Source organism: Neisseria sp. HMSC061H08 (assembly GCF_001836795.1).
Classification (GTDB): Bacteria; Pseudomonadota; Gammaproteobacteria; order Burkholderiales; family Neisseriaceae; genus Neisseria; species Neisseria subflava_A.
Window position 1 is genome coordinate 71,330 of record NZ_KV830575.1, and the last position, 16,391, is coordinate 87,720.

Annotated in this window: 13 protein-coding genes; 6 read left to right on the forward strand and 7 right to left on the reverse strand. The window is 49.9% G+C overall.

The window, feature by feature from the left end; translation table 11 throughout:
• The first annotated feature begins 163 nt into the window (after window positions 1-163).
• Window positions 164-1,114 carry a bile acid:sodium symporter family protein gene (locus tag HMPREF2675_RS05470; protein WP_070814324.1) on the forward strand — a complete coding sequence of 317 codons (951 nt, stop codon included), beginning with the start codon at window positions 164-166 and terminating at the stop codon, window positions 1,112-1,114.
• A gap of 71 nt (window positions 1,115-1,185) precedes the next feature.
• Here the strand turns inward: HMPREF2675_RS05470 and HMPREF2675_RS05475 are convergent, their stop codons facing one another.
• Entirely contained in the window at window positions 1,186-1,731 is a 546-nt protein-coding gene (locus tag HMPREF2675_RS05475) for a TIGR00645 family protein (protein ID WP_070814325.1), read from the reverse strand.
• A 194-nt stretch (window positions 1,732-1,925) separates the two neighbouring features.
• Between HMPREF2675_RS05475 and HMPREF2675_RS05480 the strand changes: the two genes are divergently transcribed.
• A complete protein-coding gene (locus HMPREF2675_RS05480; protein WP_070814484.1) occupies window positions 1,926-2,696 on the forward strand; it encodes a sulfite exporter TauE/SafE family protein in 771 nt (256 codons plus the stop codon).
• Between the two features lie 49 nt (window positions 2,697-2,745).
• Here HMPREF2675_RS05480 and HMPREF2675_RS05485 read toward each other — a convergent pair whose 3' ends face one another.
• From HMPREF2675_RS05485 to HMPREF2675_RS05500, 4 genes are all read right to left on the reverse strand, one after another.
• Window positions 2,746-4,341: a peptide chain release factor 3 gene (locus HMPREF2675_RS05485; RefSeq protein WP_049323856.1), complete on the reverse strand. Its 1,596-nt coding sequence runs from the start codon at window positions 4,339-4,341 to the stop codon at window positions 2,746-2,748.
• A 213-nt stretch (window positions 4,342-4,554) separates the two neighbouring features.
• Window positions 4,555-5,697 (reverse strand): NADH-dependent flavin oxidoreductase, encoded by a 1,143-nt coding sequence (locus tag HMPREF2675_RS05490; RefSeq protein WP_070814326.1) that lies wholly within the window; start codon window positions 5,695-5,697, stop codon window positions 4,555-4,557.
• 118 nt (window positions 5,698-5,815) lie between these two features.
• A complete protein-coding gene (locus tag HMPREF2675_RS05495; protein WP_003686191.1) occupies window positions 5,816-6,880 on the reverse strand; it encodes a 2,3-butanediol dehydrogenase in 1,065 nt (354 codons plus the stop codon).
• A 233-nt stretch (window positions 6,881-7,113) separates the two neighbouring features.
• The gene (locus HMPREF2675_RS05500) at window positions 7,114-8,172 is read right to left on the reverse strand and encodes a histone deacetylase family protein (RefSeq protein WP_070814327.1); all 1,059 of its coding nucleotides are present in this window, start codon (window positions 8,170-8,172) and stop codon (window positions 7,114-7,116) included.
• Between the two features lie 177 nt (window positions 8,173-8,349).
• Between HMPREF2675_RS05500 and yajC the strand changes: the two genes are divergently transcribed.
• The 4 genes from yajC to HMPREF2675_RS05520 all read left to right on the forward strand — a co-directional run bounded on the left by yajC (window position 8,350) and on the right by HMPREF2675_RS05520 (window position 12,690).
• Entirely contained in the window at window positions 8,350-8,616 is a 267-nt protein-coding gene (gene yajC / locus HMPREF2675_RS05505; protein WP_003675720.1) for a preprotein translocase subunit YajC, read from the forward strand.
• Window positions 8,617-8,691: 75 nt separating this feature from the next.
• Window positions 8,692-10,545 carry a protein translocase subunit SecD gene (gene secD / locus HMPREF2675_RS05510; protein WP_070814328.1) on the forward strand — a complete coding sequence of 618 codons (1,854 nt, stop codon included), beginning with the start codon at window positions 8,692-8,694 and terminating at the stop codon, window positions 10,543-10,545.
• A 3-nt stretch (window positions 10,546-10,548) separates the two neighbouring features.
• Complete coding sequence (gene secF, locus HMPREF2675_RS05515; protein WP_003686183.1) at window positions 10,549-11,484, forward strand: protein translocase subunit SecF; 936 nt, start codon at window positions 10,549-10,551, stop codon at window positions 11,482-11,484.
• A gap of 324 nt (window positions 11,485-11,808) precedes the next feature.
• Window positions 11,809-12,690, forward strand: coding sequence for a carbohydrate kinase family protein (locus tag HMPREF2675_RS05520; RefSeq protein WP_070814329.1), 882 nt, complete (start codon window positions 11,809-11,811; stop codon window positions 12,688-12,690).
• 79 nt (window positions 12,691-12,769) lie between these two features.
• Here HMPREF2675_RS05520 and HMPREF2675_RS05525 read toward each other — a convergent pair whose 3' ends face one another.
• Window positions 12,770-13,327, reverse strand: a complete 558-nt coding sequence (locus tag HMPREF2675_RS05525) for a nitroreductase family protein (RefSeq protein ID WP_070814330.1) — start codon at window positions 13,325-13,327, stop codon at window positions 12,770-12,772.
• A gap of 110 nt (window positions 13,328-13,437) precedes the next feature.
• Window positions 13,438-16,176, reverse strand: a complete 2,739-nt coding sequence (locus HMPREF2675_RS05530) for a calcium-binding protein (protein WP_070814331.1) — start codon at window positions 16,174-16,176, stop codon at window positions 13,438-13,440.
• Window positions 16,177-16,391: the final 215 nt, after the last annotated feature.

Here is a 16,391-nt window from a genome sequence, read left to right on the forward strand (position 1 = left end):
CTGTCTGCGGCTTCGTCGCCTTGTCCTGATTTAAATTTAATCCACTATAAACATTATTGGATGGCGGATTTCCTGTTTCGTTACTGTAATTGCGCACAAGAGTTAACATGTGTTAAATTATGGCAATTCTTGTCATGATAAAAACATACAAAGGAGTAAAAACATGAACTTTTTGACCGCAGTCAGTCGGCAAATGACCCGCTTCACCGCCCTGATTATCGTCCTTGCCTCCATCATCGCCTTTATCGAACCTGCCACTTTTTCATGGGTAAAAGGCGATACGCAAGTCGTCGTACTCGGCATCATCATGCTGGGTATGGGCATGACTTTGGGCAAAGAGGATTATCAAATTTTGGCGCAACGTCCGCTCGATATTTTTATCGGCGCCATCGCCCAATACACGATTATGCCGCTGCTCGCCATCGGTATTGCCAGAGCCTTTGACCTGTCGCCCGGATTGACGCTGGGTTTGGTTTTGGTCGGTACTTGTCCGGGCGGCGTTTCGTCCAATATCATGAGTTTTTTGGCTAAAGGCGATGTTGCCTTTTCGGTTGGCATGACCACTGTTTCCACCGTCCTCGCGCCTGTGATGACGCCGCTGTGGATGACTTATTTAGTCGGACAAACCGTCGAAATGGACGGCTGGGGTATGTTCAAATTTATGCTGCTCGTTACCCTGTTGCCCGTCGTTATCGGTTCTGCCGCCAATATCTTGCTACATAAAAAACACTGGTTTGAAGACGTGCGCGCGATTATGCCGGCTGTTGCCGTTGTCGCATTTGCCTGTATTGTCGGCGGTGTTGCTGCCGTTCACGGCCATCGTTTCGCCGAGTCCGCCTTCGTTATGGTACTCGCCATCGCTGCCCACAACATCGGCGGCTACACCCTCGGCTATTACAGCGGCGCGCTGACTGGCATGAATACCGCCAAAAAACGCACCCTTGCCATCGAAGTCGGCGTACAAAACGCCGGACTTGCCACCGGTTTGAGCGCTAAATTCTTCCCCGGTAATGCCGAGTCTGCCGTTGCCGCCGCCGTTGCCTGCGTTTGGCACTCTGTATCGGGAACGGTTTTAGGTAATTTGTTCGCCTGGTGGGACAAACGTAAGCAATAAGCTGTAAACATTGCCAAATAACAAAAGGCCGTCTGAAACATTTCAGACGGCCTTTTGATTGCCTTTTATTATCAATGCGCTTTATGCGTCGTGCTGTACACGATTTTGTCTGTTAAAGCCATGGCGAGGGCGGAAATCAGGAAACAGATGTGGGTAATACATTGCCACATGATTTGTTTTTCCGACAGATTGGCGGCGTTGAGGAAGGTTTGCAGCAGATGGATGGAGGAAATGCTGATGATGGACATCGACAGTTTGACCTTCAAAACCGAAGCATTGACGTGGCTGAGCCATTCGGGTTGGTCGGGATGTTCGTTAATATGGAGGCGGGAAACGAAGGTTTCGTAGCCGCCGATAATGACCATGGTCAGCAGATTGGCAATCATCACAACGTCAATCAAGTTTAACACGGCCATCATGATGGTGTTTTCGTCCATGATGCCGAGATTGGTGACCAAATGCCATAAGGATTTGAGGAATTTGTAGGCGTAAATGCCTTGGGCGACAATCAAGCCCAGATAAATCGGCAGTTGCAGCCAGCGGCTGGCGAAGATGAAATGCGCGAAGATGCCCATTCGGTCGCGGGGCGTGTGTTTGGTCGGGGTAGAATGTTCCATAATATGTTGTGTGTGGGAAAGACAGGGGGCGGCATTTTAATGGAAAAATTTTTAAGCTGCAATTTGAGCGGCTGAATTGAAAAAGAAAGGCCGTCTGAAAACAGGATATGGTTCCTAGTTTTTCAGACGGCCTTGTAGGTTGTCAGGATAGGTAAACACGCGCAAAATCGCTTTGCTTTTTAGAGATGGACATTATGCTTGCAGATTCGTTTTTTTATTATCTGGTGTTGGTCGGTTTTGCCGCCGGGCTGATGGATGCGGCGGTTGGCGGCGGAGGGCTGTTGCAGATTCCCGGATTGTTCAACCTATTGCCAAACGCTACGCCTGTGGCTTCGGTGATGGGTGTCAATAAATTTGCTTCCTGCTGCGGCACGTTGACCGCGACGGGGCAATATCTGCGCCGAATCCCCGTACCGTGGAAAATGTTGCTGCCTGCCGCGGCTTTGGCATTTGCCGCTTCATATTTGGGCGCGAAAACGGTGGTGTATTTCCCCGTGCAATACATGAAACCGGCAATGTTGGTCATCATGATTGCCATGTGTCTGTATACTTTTTTGAAAAAAGACTTGGGGCAGACGGTGCGCACTGAAAAGCTGACGCGTCGCGAAACCTTATGGGGCTTGTTTTTCGGCGCGTTAATCGGGTTTTACGACGGCATTTTCGGGCCGGGAACGGGCAGCCTGCTGGCTTTCGTGTTCGTCCGCTTTTACGGCTATGATTTTTTAGCGGCCAACGCTTCGGCGAAAGTCATCAATTCGACCACCAATCTTGCCGCGCTGACATTTTTTATCCCGCAAGGCCATGTTGTGTGGGCATGGGCGATACCGTTGGCGGTAGCGAATTTGTGCGGTGGCGTGGTCGGCGCGCGCTTGGCAATACGCAGCGGAACCAAGCTGCTGCGTTACGGGTTTATGTTGTTGCTGTGTCTGACCATTGGAAAGTTTGCCTGGGATTTATTGGGTTGATATCGAATGAAAAAAAGGCCGTCTGAAAGTTTCAGACGGCCTTTGTGTTTTACAGTTTAACCGAATGCTCGCGTGTTTCGTGGAACACGATGTCCGGCCAGCGTTCTTGCGTCAGATTTAAGTTTACGCGGTTAGGCGCGAGGTAGGCGAGGTTGCCGCCTGCATCTATCGACAGATTGCCTGCGTTGGCTTTTTCAAATTCCGCCAGCTTTTTCTTGTCTTCACACGATACCCAGCGCGCCGACCAGATGGATGCGTTGTCGAACACGGCTTCTACGCCGTATTCGTTGGCCAGCCGCGAGGTAACGACTTCAAACTGCAACACGCCGACCGCGCCCAAAATCAAATCCGCGCCGCTCATCGGTTTGAAGACCTGTACCGCGCCTTCTTCGCCAAGCTGTTGCAGGCCTTTTTGCAGTTGCTTGATTTTCAGCGGGTTTTTGATGCGTACGCTGCGGAACAGTTCGGGTGCGAAGAAGGGAATGCCGGTGAACGCCAGTTGTTCGCCTTCGGAGAAGCTGTCGCCGATTTGGATGTTGCCGTGGTTCGGGATGCCGATGATGTCGCCGGCGTAGGCTTCTTCCACCAGCTCGCGGTCGTGCGACATGAATGTAACCACGCTGGAGGCAGCGATTTCGCGGTTGATGCGCAGGTGTTTCATCTTCATGCCGCGCTCGAACTTACCGGAGCAGACGCGCAAGAAGGCGATGCGGTCGCGGTGTTTCGGGTCCATATTGGCTTGGATTTTAAAGATAAATCCGGAAAACTTCGGTTCGTCCGGCTCGACCATGCGCACGGTCGCATCGCGCGGTTTCGGCGCGGGCGCCCATTCAATCAATGAATTGAGGATTTCCTGAATACCGAAGTTGTTAATCGCCGAGCCGAAGAATACGGGCGTGAGTTCGCCGGCGAGGAATTCGTCGAGATTGAACTCGTTGGAAGCGGCCTGCACCAATTCGATTTCGTCGCGCAGCTGCTGGATTTCCAACGGAAAGCGTTGTTCCAATTCGGGATTGTCGATGCCTTTGATGATGTCGAACTCGTGCGGCAGGCGCTCGCCGCCCGCTTCAAAGAGATAGATTTCATCGTTCAGGATGTGGTACACGCCTTTGAAGTTTTTGCCCATGCCGATTGGCCAAGTTACGGGCGCGCAGCGGATTTGCAGGATGTTTTCCACTTCGTCCAGCAATTCCAAAGAATCGCGCACTTCGCGGTCGTATTTGTTCATGAACGTCACAATCGGCGTGTTGCGCAGGCGGCAGACGTTCAAGAGTTTGATGGTTTGCGCTTCCACGCCTTTTGCCGCGTCGATGACCATCAAGGCGCTGTCCACGGCGGTCAAAACGCGGTAGGTGTCTTCGGAGAAGTCTTGGTGTCCCGGCGTGTCCAAGAGGTTGACGGTGTGGTCTTTGTAGTCGAACTGCATCACGCTGGATGCCACGGAAATGCCGCGTTGCTTCTCGATTTCCATCCAGTCGGAGGTGGCGAATTTGCCGGTTTTCTTGCCTTTTACCGTACCCGCGCTTTGAATTGCACCTGAAAACAGCAAGAGTTTTTCGGTCAGCGTGGTTTTACCCGCGTCAGGGTGGGAGATGATGGCAAACGTGCGGCGGCGGCGCACTTGGTCGAGGATTTCTTGGGACATGGTTTTCTTTGCAAAAAGTTTCAGGCCGCTTTTTCAGACGGCCTGAAGGGTATGGGTGTTGGAAAACAGGCTAAAATAAGGGCGTGTGCAACACGCCCTGCAATAGATTGAAAGATGCGGAATTGTACAAAAAAATGCTTGATAATTCAATGTTTGCACTAAGACAAAGGCCGTCTGAAAAGTTTCAGACGGCCTTTGGTTATGAATCGATGATTAAATATCCATCGGTTTCCATTCTGCGCCTTTTACCGGCGGCAGCCATGATTGCGTACCGCTGGAGGTAGAGCTCCACAAGGTGTCGGGGAAGCCGTAATGGTCGGTGCGCGTCGAGTCGAGTTGCGTTTCGATTTCATCTTCGCGGCCTTCACGGATTTGCGTGGCGATGTGCGGATTAATCATCACGGTTTTGCCCAATGCGATAAATTCTGCCCAGCCGGTTTCATAGGCGGCCAAAATTTGGTCGGCGGTAAACAGGTTGCCCACGCCGATAAGCGGCAGTTTGCCGTTGATGCGTTCATGGATGAACTGCATACGGGTTTGGGCGGTATCGCCGCCGCGACGGATTTTTTTATCAAATTCCCACAGGGAAACGTGCAGATATTGCAGCGGTTTTTGTACTAATGCGTCAATCAGTGCGCCGGTTTCAGTCATGGTCAAGCCGTCATCGCCCGGTTCTTCGGGAGAGAAGCGGTAGCCGATAATGAAGTCGTCGCGCTGGTGTTTTTCACGGACGGCAACCACGGCATCGATAACGGCGAGCGGGAAGCGCATTCTGTTTTCCAAGCTGCCGCCCCATTGGTCGTTGCGGCGGTTGCTTTGGGCAGAGTAAAACTGTTGGATCAGATAGGCATTGGCACCGTGGATTTCCACGCCGTCAAAACCGGCACGAAGCGCCAAATCGGCGGCTTGCGCATAAGAGGCGATGAGTGCTTCGACTTCTTTTGCGGTCGCTTCGCGCGTGTGTTCGGCTTCGCTGGCGGAAGCGCTGATTTTGTCGAGACCGTCCAAAAGGTCATCAATGGCTTTGGAACCGCCGTGATGGATTTGCAAAATTGCTTTTGCGCCTTGTTGTTGCAGGATTTGTGCGGTTTCTTTCAGGCTGTCGAGGCAGTGTTCGCCTGTGGCTTCAGGTTGGCCGTGAAAGGCTTTGCCGTCTTTTTGAACCAAAGTGGCGGCAGTGATAAACAAGCCCATATCGCCTGCGCGGTTGCTGAGGAAGGTACGCTCTTGGTCGCTGATCAAACCGTCGGCTTGTGAGCCGTAATGGGTCATGGGGGCGACGACAAGGCGGTTTTTGATGGTTACACCGTTATTGAGGGTATATGTTTGAAAGAGTGGGGCATATTTTGGATTCATGGAGTTTTACTCTTGATAAGTGAATGGTTGGTATAGAATTGGGCCATTCGGGAATTTATCAAGTACACAGGCCGTCTGAAAAGTTTCAGACGGCCTGTTTATTCTTTAAATCTTGGGATTAAAGATTAGGATTGACAATGATTTTTACTGCGGATTCGTTGTTGTGAATCAAACGCTCGAAGCCTTCGGAAATCAGCTCGTCCAGCTTGATGCGCTGGGTGATGAAAGGTTCGAGGTTAATTTTGCCTTCTTCCACCAGTTTGATGGTTTCGGCGTGGTCGTTGCAGTAGGCGATGGTGCCGCGCACGTCCAGCTCTTTCATCACGACGCTGTGAACGTTGATGGTGGCGGGGTGGCTCCAGATGGAGACGATAACCAAATTGGCCGTGGGCTTGCATGCTTCAACCAAAGTATCCAGAACTTTGTTGACGCTGGTGCATTCGAATGCGACGTCCACGCCTTCGCCGTTGGTCAGTTTTTTCACTTCTTCAACGACATCGACTTCGGACGGGTCGAGGATGTAGTCGGCAACGCCGGATTCGCGGGCTTTGTCTTTGCGCGCCTTGCTCAATTCGGTGATGATGACCTTGATGCCTTTGGCTTTCAACACGGCGGCAAGCAGCAAACCGATTGGGCCTGCGCCGCCGACCAATGCGACGTCGCCTGCTTTCGCGCCGCTACGGACATAAGCGTGATGGCCGACGGACAGAGGCTCAATCAAAGCGGCTTGGTCCAATGGGATTTTGTCGGAAATAGGGTGTACCCAACGGCGTTTGACGGCGATTTTTTCAGACAAGCCGCCACCGCAGCCGCCCAAGCCGATAAAGTTCATGTCTTTGGAGAGGTGGTAGTTGCTACCTTCGCCGGTCGGTACGTCGTCGCGGATGATGTAGGGTTCGACCACAACGTGTTGTCCGACTTTAATATCGTCCACACCTTCGCCGACGGCATAAACCACGCCGGAGAACTCGTGTCCCATGGTTACGGGTGCGGACTCGCCTGAGATTGGGTGTGGGTGGCCGCAAGGCGGAATGAAAATCGGGCCTTCCATGAATTCGTGCAGGTCGGTACCGCAGATACCGCACCAAGCAACATTAATGCCGACAGTACCCGGAGCTACGGTTGGCTCTGGAATGTCTTCGATGCGGATGTCGCCTTTGTTGTAAAAACGTGCTGCTTTCATTGTAACGCTCCTTTTTTTAAGTGGAGGCCGTCTGAAAAAGACGGTCAATTGGGGAAAGGGAAGCAGTGTGGCGTGTGAAATGTTTTTATTGATATGTTTTATGTTTGTTATTTTACTACTGATAATATGGAAATGGTTTGTCTTTGCTCAAATTAAAGTTTGTAAATGAAAAAAAAGGCCGTCTGAAATGGATAATCTGTTTTCAGACGGCCTGGGGCAATAGTTTGAATGCGTTATGGTGTAGGATTGTTACTTTTGCCGCGCTTCAGATGCTTTTGGTAGGCGATGACGTAGTCGGCCTTGCTTAAGCCAGCCAATACGCGGATGTGGGCGGCAGCGGATTTAGACATGGATTCCAAGGTATATCCGCCCTCCAGTACGGAAACGACACGTCCTTGACAGCTTGCCGTTGCTTGGACGATTTTGTGCGTCAGCCAGGCAAAGTCGGCTTCATGCAGGTTCAGACGGCCTGTTTCGTCTTGTTTGTGCCCGTCAAAACCTGCCGAAAGCAACACCAACTCGGGGCGGAAGGCCGTGAGCTTGGGCAGCCATTGTTTGCGGATGGTCGTGCGGAAGATACGGCTGCCTGTGCCCGGTTTGAGGGGCGTATGCAGCATATTCTTATTGCCGGCGTATTGTTCCGCCTGAGGGAAGGGAAAGATGTCGGTTTCAAACAGGTTGAAAAACATCACGCGCGGATCGTCTTGGAGAATCTCCGCCGTACCATCGCCGAAGTGGACGTCGAAATCGATGACGGCGATGCGTTGCAAGCGGTATTGGGCAATGGCATGCATCACGCCGGCGGCAACGTTGTTGATCAGGCAAAAGCCGCCGGCGCTGTTGCTGTGGGCATGGTGGCCTGGCGGGCGGATGGCGCAAAAAGCATGCCAGGCCTTTTTGTTCATCACCATATCGACTGCCTTGACGACGGCGCCGGCCGCAAAACGGGCGGCTTGGAGGGAGTCGTGGCAGATGACGGTATCGTCGTCGATACGGTGGATTTTACCGGGGAGCGGCTGGGCGGCTTCCAATTCGTGCAGATAGTTACGCGAGTGGACCAATGCCAGCTGCGCATCTTTGATTTCCGGTGCTTCGGCGGTTTGCAGGCGACGCCAAATGCCTTCTTGTTTTAAGGCGGTTTGAATGGCGCTGATGCGTTCGGGCCTGTCGGGATGGTTGGGCCCCGGCTGGTGCTGTAGGAATATCGGATGCGAAATCCATACGGTGCGGGCGTTTTTGCCAAACAAACGGCGCAGGCGGGTGCTGATGCGCCAAAGGATTTTTTTGAACATGGAACGGTATGTGTCGGACAAGTCGTAAAGACTGCTAAATATGGTTAATAAATACGGAAATACTTGGAAATTTTTCAGACGGCCTTTAGAATAGCTCAATTTTGCAGTCCAACCAATGTGTTTGATTGCAGTGTGCAGTTTTTTACTTAATCTAAAACTTGAAAGAACGGATATATTATGAATCAAGCAGTGGCTCAATTTGCCCCTTTAGTGCTGATCATGGTGGTGTTTTACTTCCTGATTATGCGTCCTCAACAAAAGAAATTCAAAGCGCACCAAGCGATGTTGGCCGCTTTGAAAGTCGGCGATAAAGTCGTTTTGGCGGCAGGTTTCAAAGGCCGCGTGACCAAAGTCGGCGAGCAATTCTACACTGTCGACATCGGTCAAGGTGCGAAAATCGAAGTGGAAGTTGAGCGCAACGCGATTGCCGCGAAAGCCGAATAATCCGTTTTTTTGCAAAAAGCCGCCTCATTTTCCGAGTGCGGCTGTTTGCCTTTATAAATAAAGCAAAGGTTTACCATGAACCGTTATCCTTTATGGAAATACCTGCTGATTGCGTTCACGATTGTGGTTGCGGCTGTTTACTCGCTGCCCAACCTTTTCGGTGAAACGCCTGCTGTACAGGTATCGACCAACCGACAAGCCATCGTGATCAACGATCAAACCCAGTCTAAAGTGGATGCCGCGCTGAAACAGGCGGGTATTCAGACTGATGGTATGTTCATCGTCGACAACTCGCTGAAAGTGCGTTTCAAAGATACCGAAACGCAATTGAAAGCGCGTGATGTCATCGAAAACACTTTGGGCGAGGGCTATATTACCGCGCTCAACCTGTTGGCAGACAGCCCTGAGTGGATGGCGAAAATCAAAGCCAATCCGATGTTCCTGGGTCTGGACTTGCGCGGCGGCGTACATTTCACCATGCAGGTGGACATGAAAGCCGCGATGCAGAAAACGTTTGAACGTTATTCCGGCGACATCCGCCGCGAATTGCGCCGCGAAAAAATCCGTACCGGCACGGTGCATCAGACTGAAAACGGTCTGACCGTGCCTTTGCAAGATGCTGCCGATGTACAAAAAGCCTTGCCTCAGTTGCAAAAATTGTTCCCTGAAGCCACTTTGCTTGCAGACGGCAACAATATCGTGCTGACTCTGTCTGAAGAGGCGATCAATAAAGTACGTTCTGATGCGGTAAAACAAAACATCAACACTTTGCACAACCGTGTGAACGAATTGGGTGTGGCAGAACCGGTTATCCAACAATCCGGTCTTGACCGCATTGTTGTACAGCTGCCGGGCGTGCAAGATACTGCCAAAGCCAAAGACATTATCGGTCGTACCGCGACTTTGGAAGTACGCATGGTGGAAGACGATCCGATTAAACTTCAAGAAGCCTTAAACGGTAATGTACCGACTGGTTATGAGTTACTGTCAAGCGGTGGCGATCATCCGGAAACTATTTTGGTCAACAAACAAGTTGAATTGACCGGCGACAACATCAACGACGCGCAACCTAGCTTTGACCAAATGGGTGCACCTGCCGTGAGCCTGAGCTTGGACAGCGCAGGTGGCAGCATTTTTGGCGAATTGACTTCGGCCAATGTGGGTAAACGTATGGCTATGGTGTTGATCGACCAAGGTAAATCCGAAGTCGTGACTGCGCCTGTCATCCGCTCCGCCATTACCGGTGGCCGTGTGGAGATTTCCGGCAGCATGACAACTGCCGAAGCCAACGATACTTCATTGTTGCTGCGTGCCGGCTCGCTGGCTGCGCCTATGCAAATTGTCGAAGAACGTACCATCGGCCCGTCTTTGGGTAAAGAAAACATTGAAAAAGGTTTCAATTCCACCTTGTGGGGCTTTGCCGCTGTTGCTGCATTCATGGTGATTTACTATCGCTTGATGGGTTTCTTCTCTACCATTGCCTTGAGTACCAATATCTTGTTTTTGGTGGGTATTTTGTCTGCCATGCAGGCAACGCTGACCTTGCCGGGTATTGCCGCCTTGGCTTTGACCTTGGGTATGGCGATTGACTCCAACGTGTTGATTAATGAACGTATCCGTGAGGAACTGCGTGCCGGTGTCGCACCGCAGCAGGCCATCAACCTCGGTTTCCAACACGCTTGGGCAACCATTGTCGACTCCAACTTGACCTCCCTGATTGCCGGTATCGCTTTGTTGGTATTCGGTTCCGGCCCTGTACGCGGTTTTGCCGTTGTGCACTGTATCGGTATTCTGACCTCGATGTACTCGTCTGTGGTCGTGTTCCGTGCTTTGGTTAACCTGTGGTACGGCCGTCGTCGCAAATTGCAAAATATTTCCATCGGTTCGGTATGGAAGCCGAAAGCTGAAATGGCAGAAGGCAAGGAGTAAAACATGGAATTATTTAAAATCAAACGCGATATTCCGTTTATGAGCTACGGCAAACTGACGACCTTTATTTCGTTGGTTACGTTTATCGCTGCCGTGTTCTTTTTGGTAACCAAAGGCCTGAATTTCTCCGTCGAATTTACCGGCGGTACGGTGATGGAAGTCCAATATCAGCAGGGCGTGGATGTGAATAAAACGCGCGAACGCCTCGATACGCTGAAAATGGGTGATGTACAGGTTCAGGCATTGGGTACGAACAAGCACATCATGATTCGCCTGCCGAACAAAGAAGGCGTAACGTCTGCCCAGCTGTCCAACCAAGTGATGGATTTACTGAAAAAAGACAATCCTGATGTTACCTTGCGCCAAGTCGAATTCATTGGCCCTCAAGTCGGTGAAGAATTGGTTACCAATGGTTTGATGGCATTGGGCTTCGTAGTGGCAGGTATTATTATTTACTTGTCCATGCGTTTTGAGTGGCGTTTTGCAGTGTCCGCGATTATTGCGAATATGCACGATATCGTGATTATTCTCGGCTGTTTTGCCTTCTTCCAATGGGAATTCTCTCTGACTGTCTTGGCAGGTATCTTGGCTGTTTTGGGTTATTCCGTAAACGAATCCGTGGTAGTGTTTGACCGTATTCGTGAAAACTTCCGTAAGCCGCATATGCGCGGCCACACTGTGCCGGAGGTCATCGACAACGCGATTACTGCAACCATGAGCCGTACCATCATTACCCACGGTTCGACCGAGGCAATGGTTGTTTCTATGCTGGTGTTTGGCGGTGCAGCCTTGCACGGTTTCTCTATGGCGCTGACCATCGGTATCGTGTTCGGTATTTACTCTTCCGTATTGGTTGCCAGCCCGCTCTTGCTGATGTTTGGCTTGAGCCGTGAGAACATTGCCAAAGAAGTGAAGAAAAAAGAAGAAGTTGTAGTTTAATCGCTGTAATACTTCAATAAAGGCTGTCTGAAAATTGATTGAATCAGTTTTCAGACAGCCTTTTGTATTTAAATTTCAGAATGTTTTGTTTTAATGAAATAAGAGGGGATAAACGTGAAAGAAAAAGAAAAAATAGGAACAATATAGTTTTGTGATGAATCAAGTTTATTGTCTGATATTCCCTTAATTGCTTGTCAGTCCTAATATTTTAAAACATAATACTTTTGCCCCCGATGCTGGAGTTTTACTACAAGTACATGATTTGCAAAAAATCTGTCGGGAGTGCAGACCCTGCCAATCAACCTCAAAAAAGGAAGGCCAAGAATGAAAGTAACCAGTTTCGGCGAAGTGCTGTGGGACGATTTTCCAAATGGAAAGGTATTGGGTGGCGCGCCCTTGAATGTTGCTGTCCGTTTGCAGTCTTTGGGTATCGATGCTGCCATCATCAGCCGTCGCGGCGATGATGCCGATGGTGAGGAATTGCTACGTCAAATTCAAAGTAAAAACGTCAATACTGATTATTTGCAGGTTTGTCACGAATGTGCGACCAGCTTGGTGAAAGTACACTTGGACAAGTCTGGCAGTGCGTCTTATGAGATTGTTTATCCTTGCGCGTGGGACAGGATTGCGGTTAATGATGCGGCAATCAAACGTGTGGCAGAATCAGATGCTTTCGTTTTTGGCAGCTTGGCAACCCGCGATGAAGTTTCGCGTAAAAGCTTGGCGGTTTTGCTGAAAGAAGCCAAATTTAAAATTTTTGACGTTAATCTGCGTAAGCCTCATTACGATATTGACCGCTTGCTTGAGACCATGAAACAGTCCGATATGGTCAAACTCAATGATGATGAGTTGTATGAATTGGCTGCGGCTTATGGCTCTCCTTATCACAGTATCGAGCAAAATATCAGCTACCTCGTTGAGCTGACCGGCGTCAAAATCCTTTGCGTGACTTTGGGAAGCCATGGCGCGGTTTTGTATAAGGATGGCGAGTTATACCGTCATTGCGGTTTCCGCGTCAAAGTGGTGGATACCGTCGGCTCCGGCGACAGCTTTCTTGGCGGTTTGACTTACAAACTGTTGAACAATGCGCCTCCTCAAGAAGCCATTGCTTTTGCTTGTGCGCTGGGTGCATTGGTTGCTTCACGTCATGGCGCGACGGCGGATATTTCTTTGGAAGAAGTTGAAGCGTTTATGAATCCTGTTTGATATTTTGACAAGAGACATAAAAAGGCCGTCTGAAAACCATTAAATCAGGTTTTTCAGACGGCCTTAGTATTTTCAGGCTTTACCAATAAGTTGTAAAACATTCTAAGTTGGTATTTTTCGGGCCGCTTCCTTCTTCGGTCGGCGAACCAATCATCATCAGGCCAATGATTTTGTCTTTGTCGGCACACTCAAATGCTTCGCGCAACAATGGGCTGTTGACCCACATGCCCGTAATCCAAACATTGTCGAAGCCTTGAGCAGAAGCAGCCAGTTGTAAAGCATAGGCGGCGCAGCCGGCAGTCAACATTTGTTCCCATTCAGGTTTAGGTTTTGCCACTTCACGGTTTGGCGTAAATGTAACGCCGATAATCATAGGCGCCATGTTGCCGACGCGTTCGGCTTTTTTCATGGCGTCATCGCCGAAGTTTAGTTCGGTAACGGTCTTGCTTAAAAGACTGCGGAAACGTTCCAATCCGGCTTCGCTTTGAATAACGGTAAAGCGGAAAGGGCGCATATTGCCGTGATCGGGTACTTGTGTTGCCGCTTGCAGCATTTGTTCCAGTTGCTCGGCATTGGGTGCCGGAGCAGTCAGTTTTTTGGAAGAGCGACGCGTAGTGAGGAGATTTAAGGCATCCATTTTTATTCTTTCTTGTGAATTCGAATGAGAATAATTATATAGCAGAACGATAAATAAATCAGCAAAGGACTAAGGCCGTCTGAATTAAGGTTTCAGACGGCCTTTGAGTTTTACAGGATACCGTTGTTTTGTGTATTTTCAGTCATCAGTGCTTTGCTGATTTCGTCGGCGGTGTAGCTCTTACCGTTTCCGAATACAAAGCTGTCGACATTATTGTTGGCAATGTCATGGATGGTCAGGGTGTCGCCTGTATCTTTGATGGTTAAGACCCAATTATCGCCGGTTTTCAACTGTAAATCTTTCAGCGTCAGCCCTTCTTTGAAAAGGACTTGGGTATCGCTGCCGCCATACGGATTAAAGGTGTCGTTGCCGCTGTTTCTGCCAAACATGATGACGGTGTTGTCGGCACCCGGGTCGGTAATGTTGTCGTTGCCGCCGGCCGTATCGACGATGTTTATGCCTCGGCCCAAAGTAATGGTTTCATCGCTGCGATTGCCCCTGTATTCGACAACAGAAGTGTAACGCGACAAATCTAAATCGCTGTTGTCGCTATCGGCGTGGATGGTGTGGTTGAAGTTGTTGTACACATTACGGTTGAGTTCTTCAACGGGTTGGCCGGTGTATTGGACGATGTTTGTGTTACCGATCATGTGCGGGATAGACAGTTTGAAGTGGTTGATTAGCTCGCCCGTGCTGTATGAGGTATTGCCGTCAAACTGAAATTCGGAAATCGCACCGTAAATGCCGCTTTGGTTTTTGATGGTTAAAACATCATCTGTACCTTTAATACGGATATGCCATGTGTTGCCATCCAGCAGGGGATTGGTCACAAATTGAGAGCTGTCGGGCATGTTGGCAACACTGGTTTTGTCGTAACCTTTTTCAACGGTAATTTCGAGGTCGTCAAGGGTAATGCCGCCGGTAAATTTAACGACGTTGGCGTTGAGTCTGTGTAGGCTTGCTTTGCTATCAAAACCGAAGTTGAAGTCGAAAATGGTGTCGTGACCGTAACCTTTGCCGAAAACATAGGTATCGTTGTGTTCGCCGCCTTCAAGATAATCATTGCCTGTGCCGCCGTCGAGTAAGTCTGCACCTACATGGGCATAGAGTTTGTCGTTACCGTTGCCGCCATAGAGTTTATCGTCGGAAGCAGGTTCGTTGCCGTAATAGGTTTCGCTGTGTTCGCGCAAGATGTCATCTCCGTCGTGGCCATAGAGGGTGTCATGGCCGTCGTTGCCGCCGTCGATTTCATTGTTGCCTGCATTGCCATGCAAGGTATCGTCGCCGTTTGTGCCGACAAATTTGATGGTTTCACCTTTCAGCGCTTGGAAGGCTTGTTGAAACTGCGCGGCAGTGTAGGTTTGGTCGTTGAACTGGAAACGGTCGATGGAAATGCTGCCATCAGCGCCGATTTGGTTTTGAATCAGTGCTGAACCTTGCTCCGAAGTAATTTCCCAACTTTGGCTGCCGTCGTCGTTATGAATGGCCTTCAGGTTGAGCTTGGCATTGTTCAGGCCGTCTGAAAACTTGAGGGTATTGATGCCTTGGTTGTCGATAATGGTATCGTTGTCGCCGTAGATATAGGTATCGTTTCCGGCTCCGCCTTTCAGAATGTCTTTACCGTTGCCGCCCACCAAAACATCGTCGCCTGCATCACCGTTGATGACATCGTTGCCGTCGCCGCCATCCAGATAATCGTTGCCCTCGCCGCCGTTGAGGTTGTCGTTGCCACCCATGCCGTAAACGGTATCATCACCGCGTCCGCTGTTGAGGCGGTTGCGGCCTTCGTTACCGGTCAGAATGTTATTGCTGTTGTTGCCGGCGGCAAAAATATTGGCCGAGCCGGTCAAGGTAACATTTTCAACGTGGGTAGCAGCGGTGTGGGAAATGCTGCTGAATACGGTATCTTCGCCGCCGCCAGCCTGTTCAATTACCACGTCTTTTACATCATCAACGTAGTAAGTGTCATTGCCGTCCCCGCCTTCCATAATGTCGGCACTGGCTTTGCCGTCGATAATATCGTCGCCGGATGTGCCGATCAGGTAGTCATTGTCGTCACTGCCATCGATGGTCTGACCGATTTCGGTATGCTCAGTCAGGGAAATATCGAAATATTTGGCAAAGTTGTTTACATCCAGTTTTTGTGTGCCAATGATGAAGTGGGAGACTGCCGGTGTTGTACCGTTTTGAGCGTATTGGTTTTTGATGGTTAAAACGGCGTTGCTGTTTTTTACGGCAATCAGCCAGTCGTAACCGCCGGTCTCGTTGTTTTGGACTTCAACGGTTAAATCGTTAAGGCTTAGATCGGTATGAAAGCGGATGCTGTTGTGGCCTTGATTATCGATGATGGTGTCTTGCTCGCTTTTTGCAGAGAAAAGGTAGGTATCGTCGCCTTCGCCACCTTCAAGCACATCGTTGCCTGCTTCGCCGTTGAGGATGTCATTGCCTGTTTCGCCGAAAAGAAGGTCGTTGCCTTCGCCGCCATTGATGACATCGTCGCCACCGCCGCCGTAAACGATGTCGTCACCGCGCCCGCTGTTAAGACGGTTGCGGCCTTCATTGCCGATGAGGATGTTGTTGCTGTTGTTGCCAGCGCCGAAAATGTTGGCTGTACCGGTCAAAACAAGGTTTTCAACGTGGTTTGGAAGGGTATAGCTGACGTTGCTGCAAACCGTATCATCGCCGCTATTTGGGTTTTCAATGATTATATCGTCACTGAGGGTTACATAATAAACGTCATCTTCCGACGTGCCTATCGTTACTTGTTCAAGGAAGGAAGGTTGTAATTGCTCTAAATGTCGTAATTCAAATTGCGCATTGGGGGTGCGCATTGCTTTTTCGATTGTCATGATATTTTCTTTAGATATTGATGAGAGTAACAAGGAAGTAAACGTATTCGGCATATGGCTGGTATTGCTTAATTTGTATTGTGTTTCGGCTGTATATACTAGTGCCGAAATTTGATAAAAACAACAGAAACGTTAAGATATGACAATATATAGAGAGACTTATCAGGCTTTGTCTGCCGTCTATTCCTTTGCTAAATGGCTTTGCCTTGTATGGC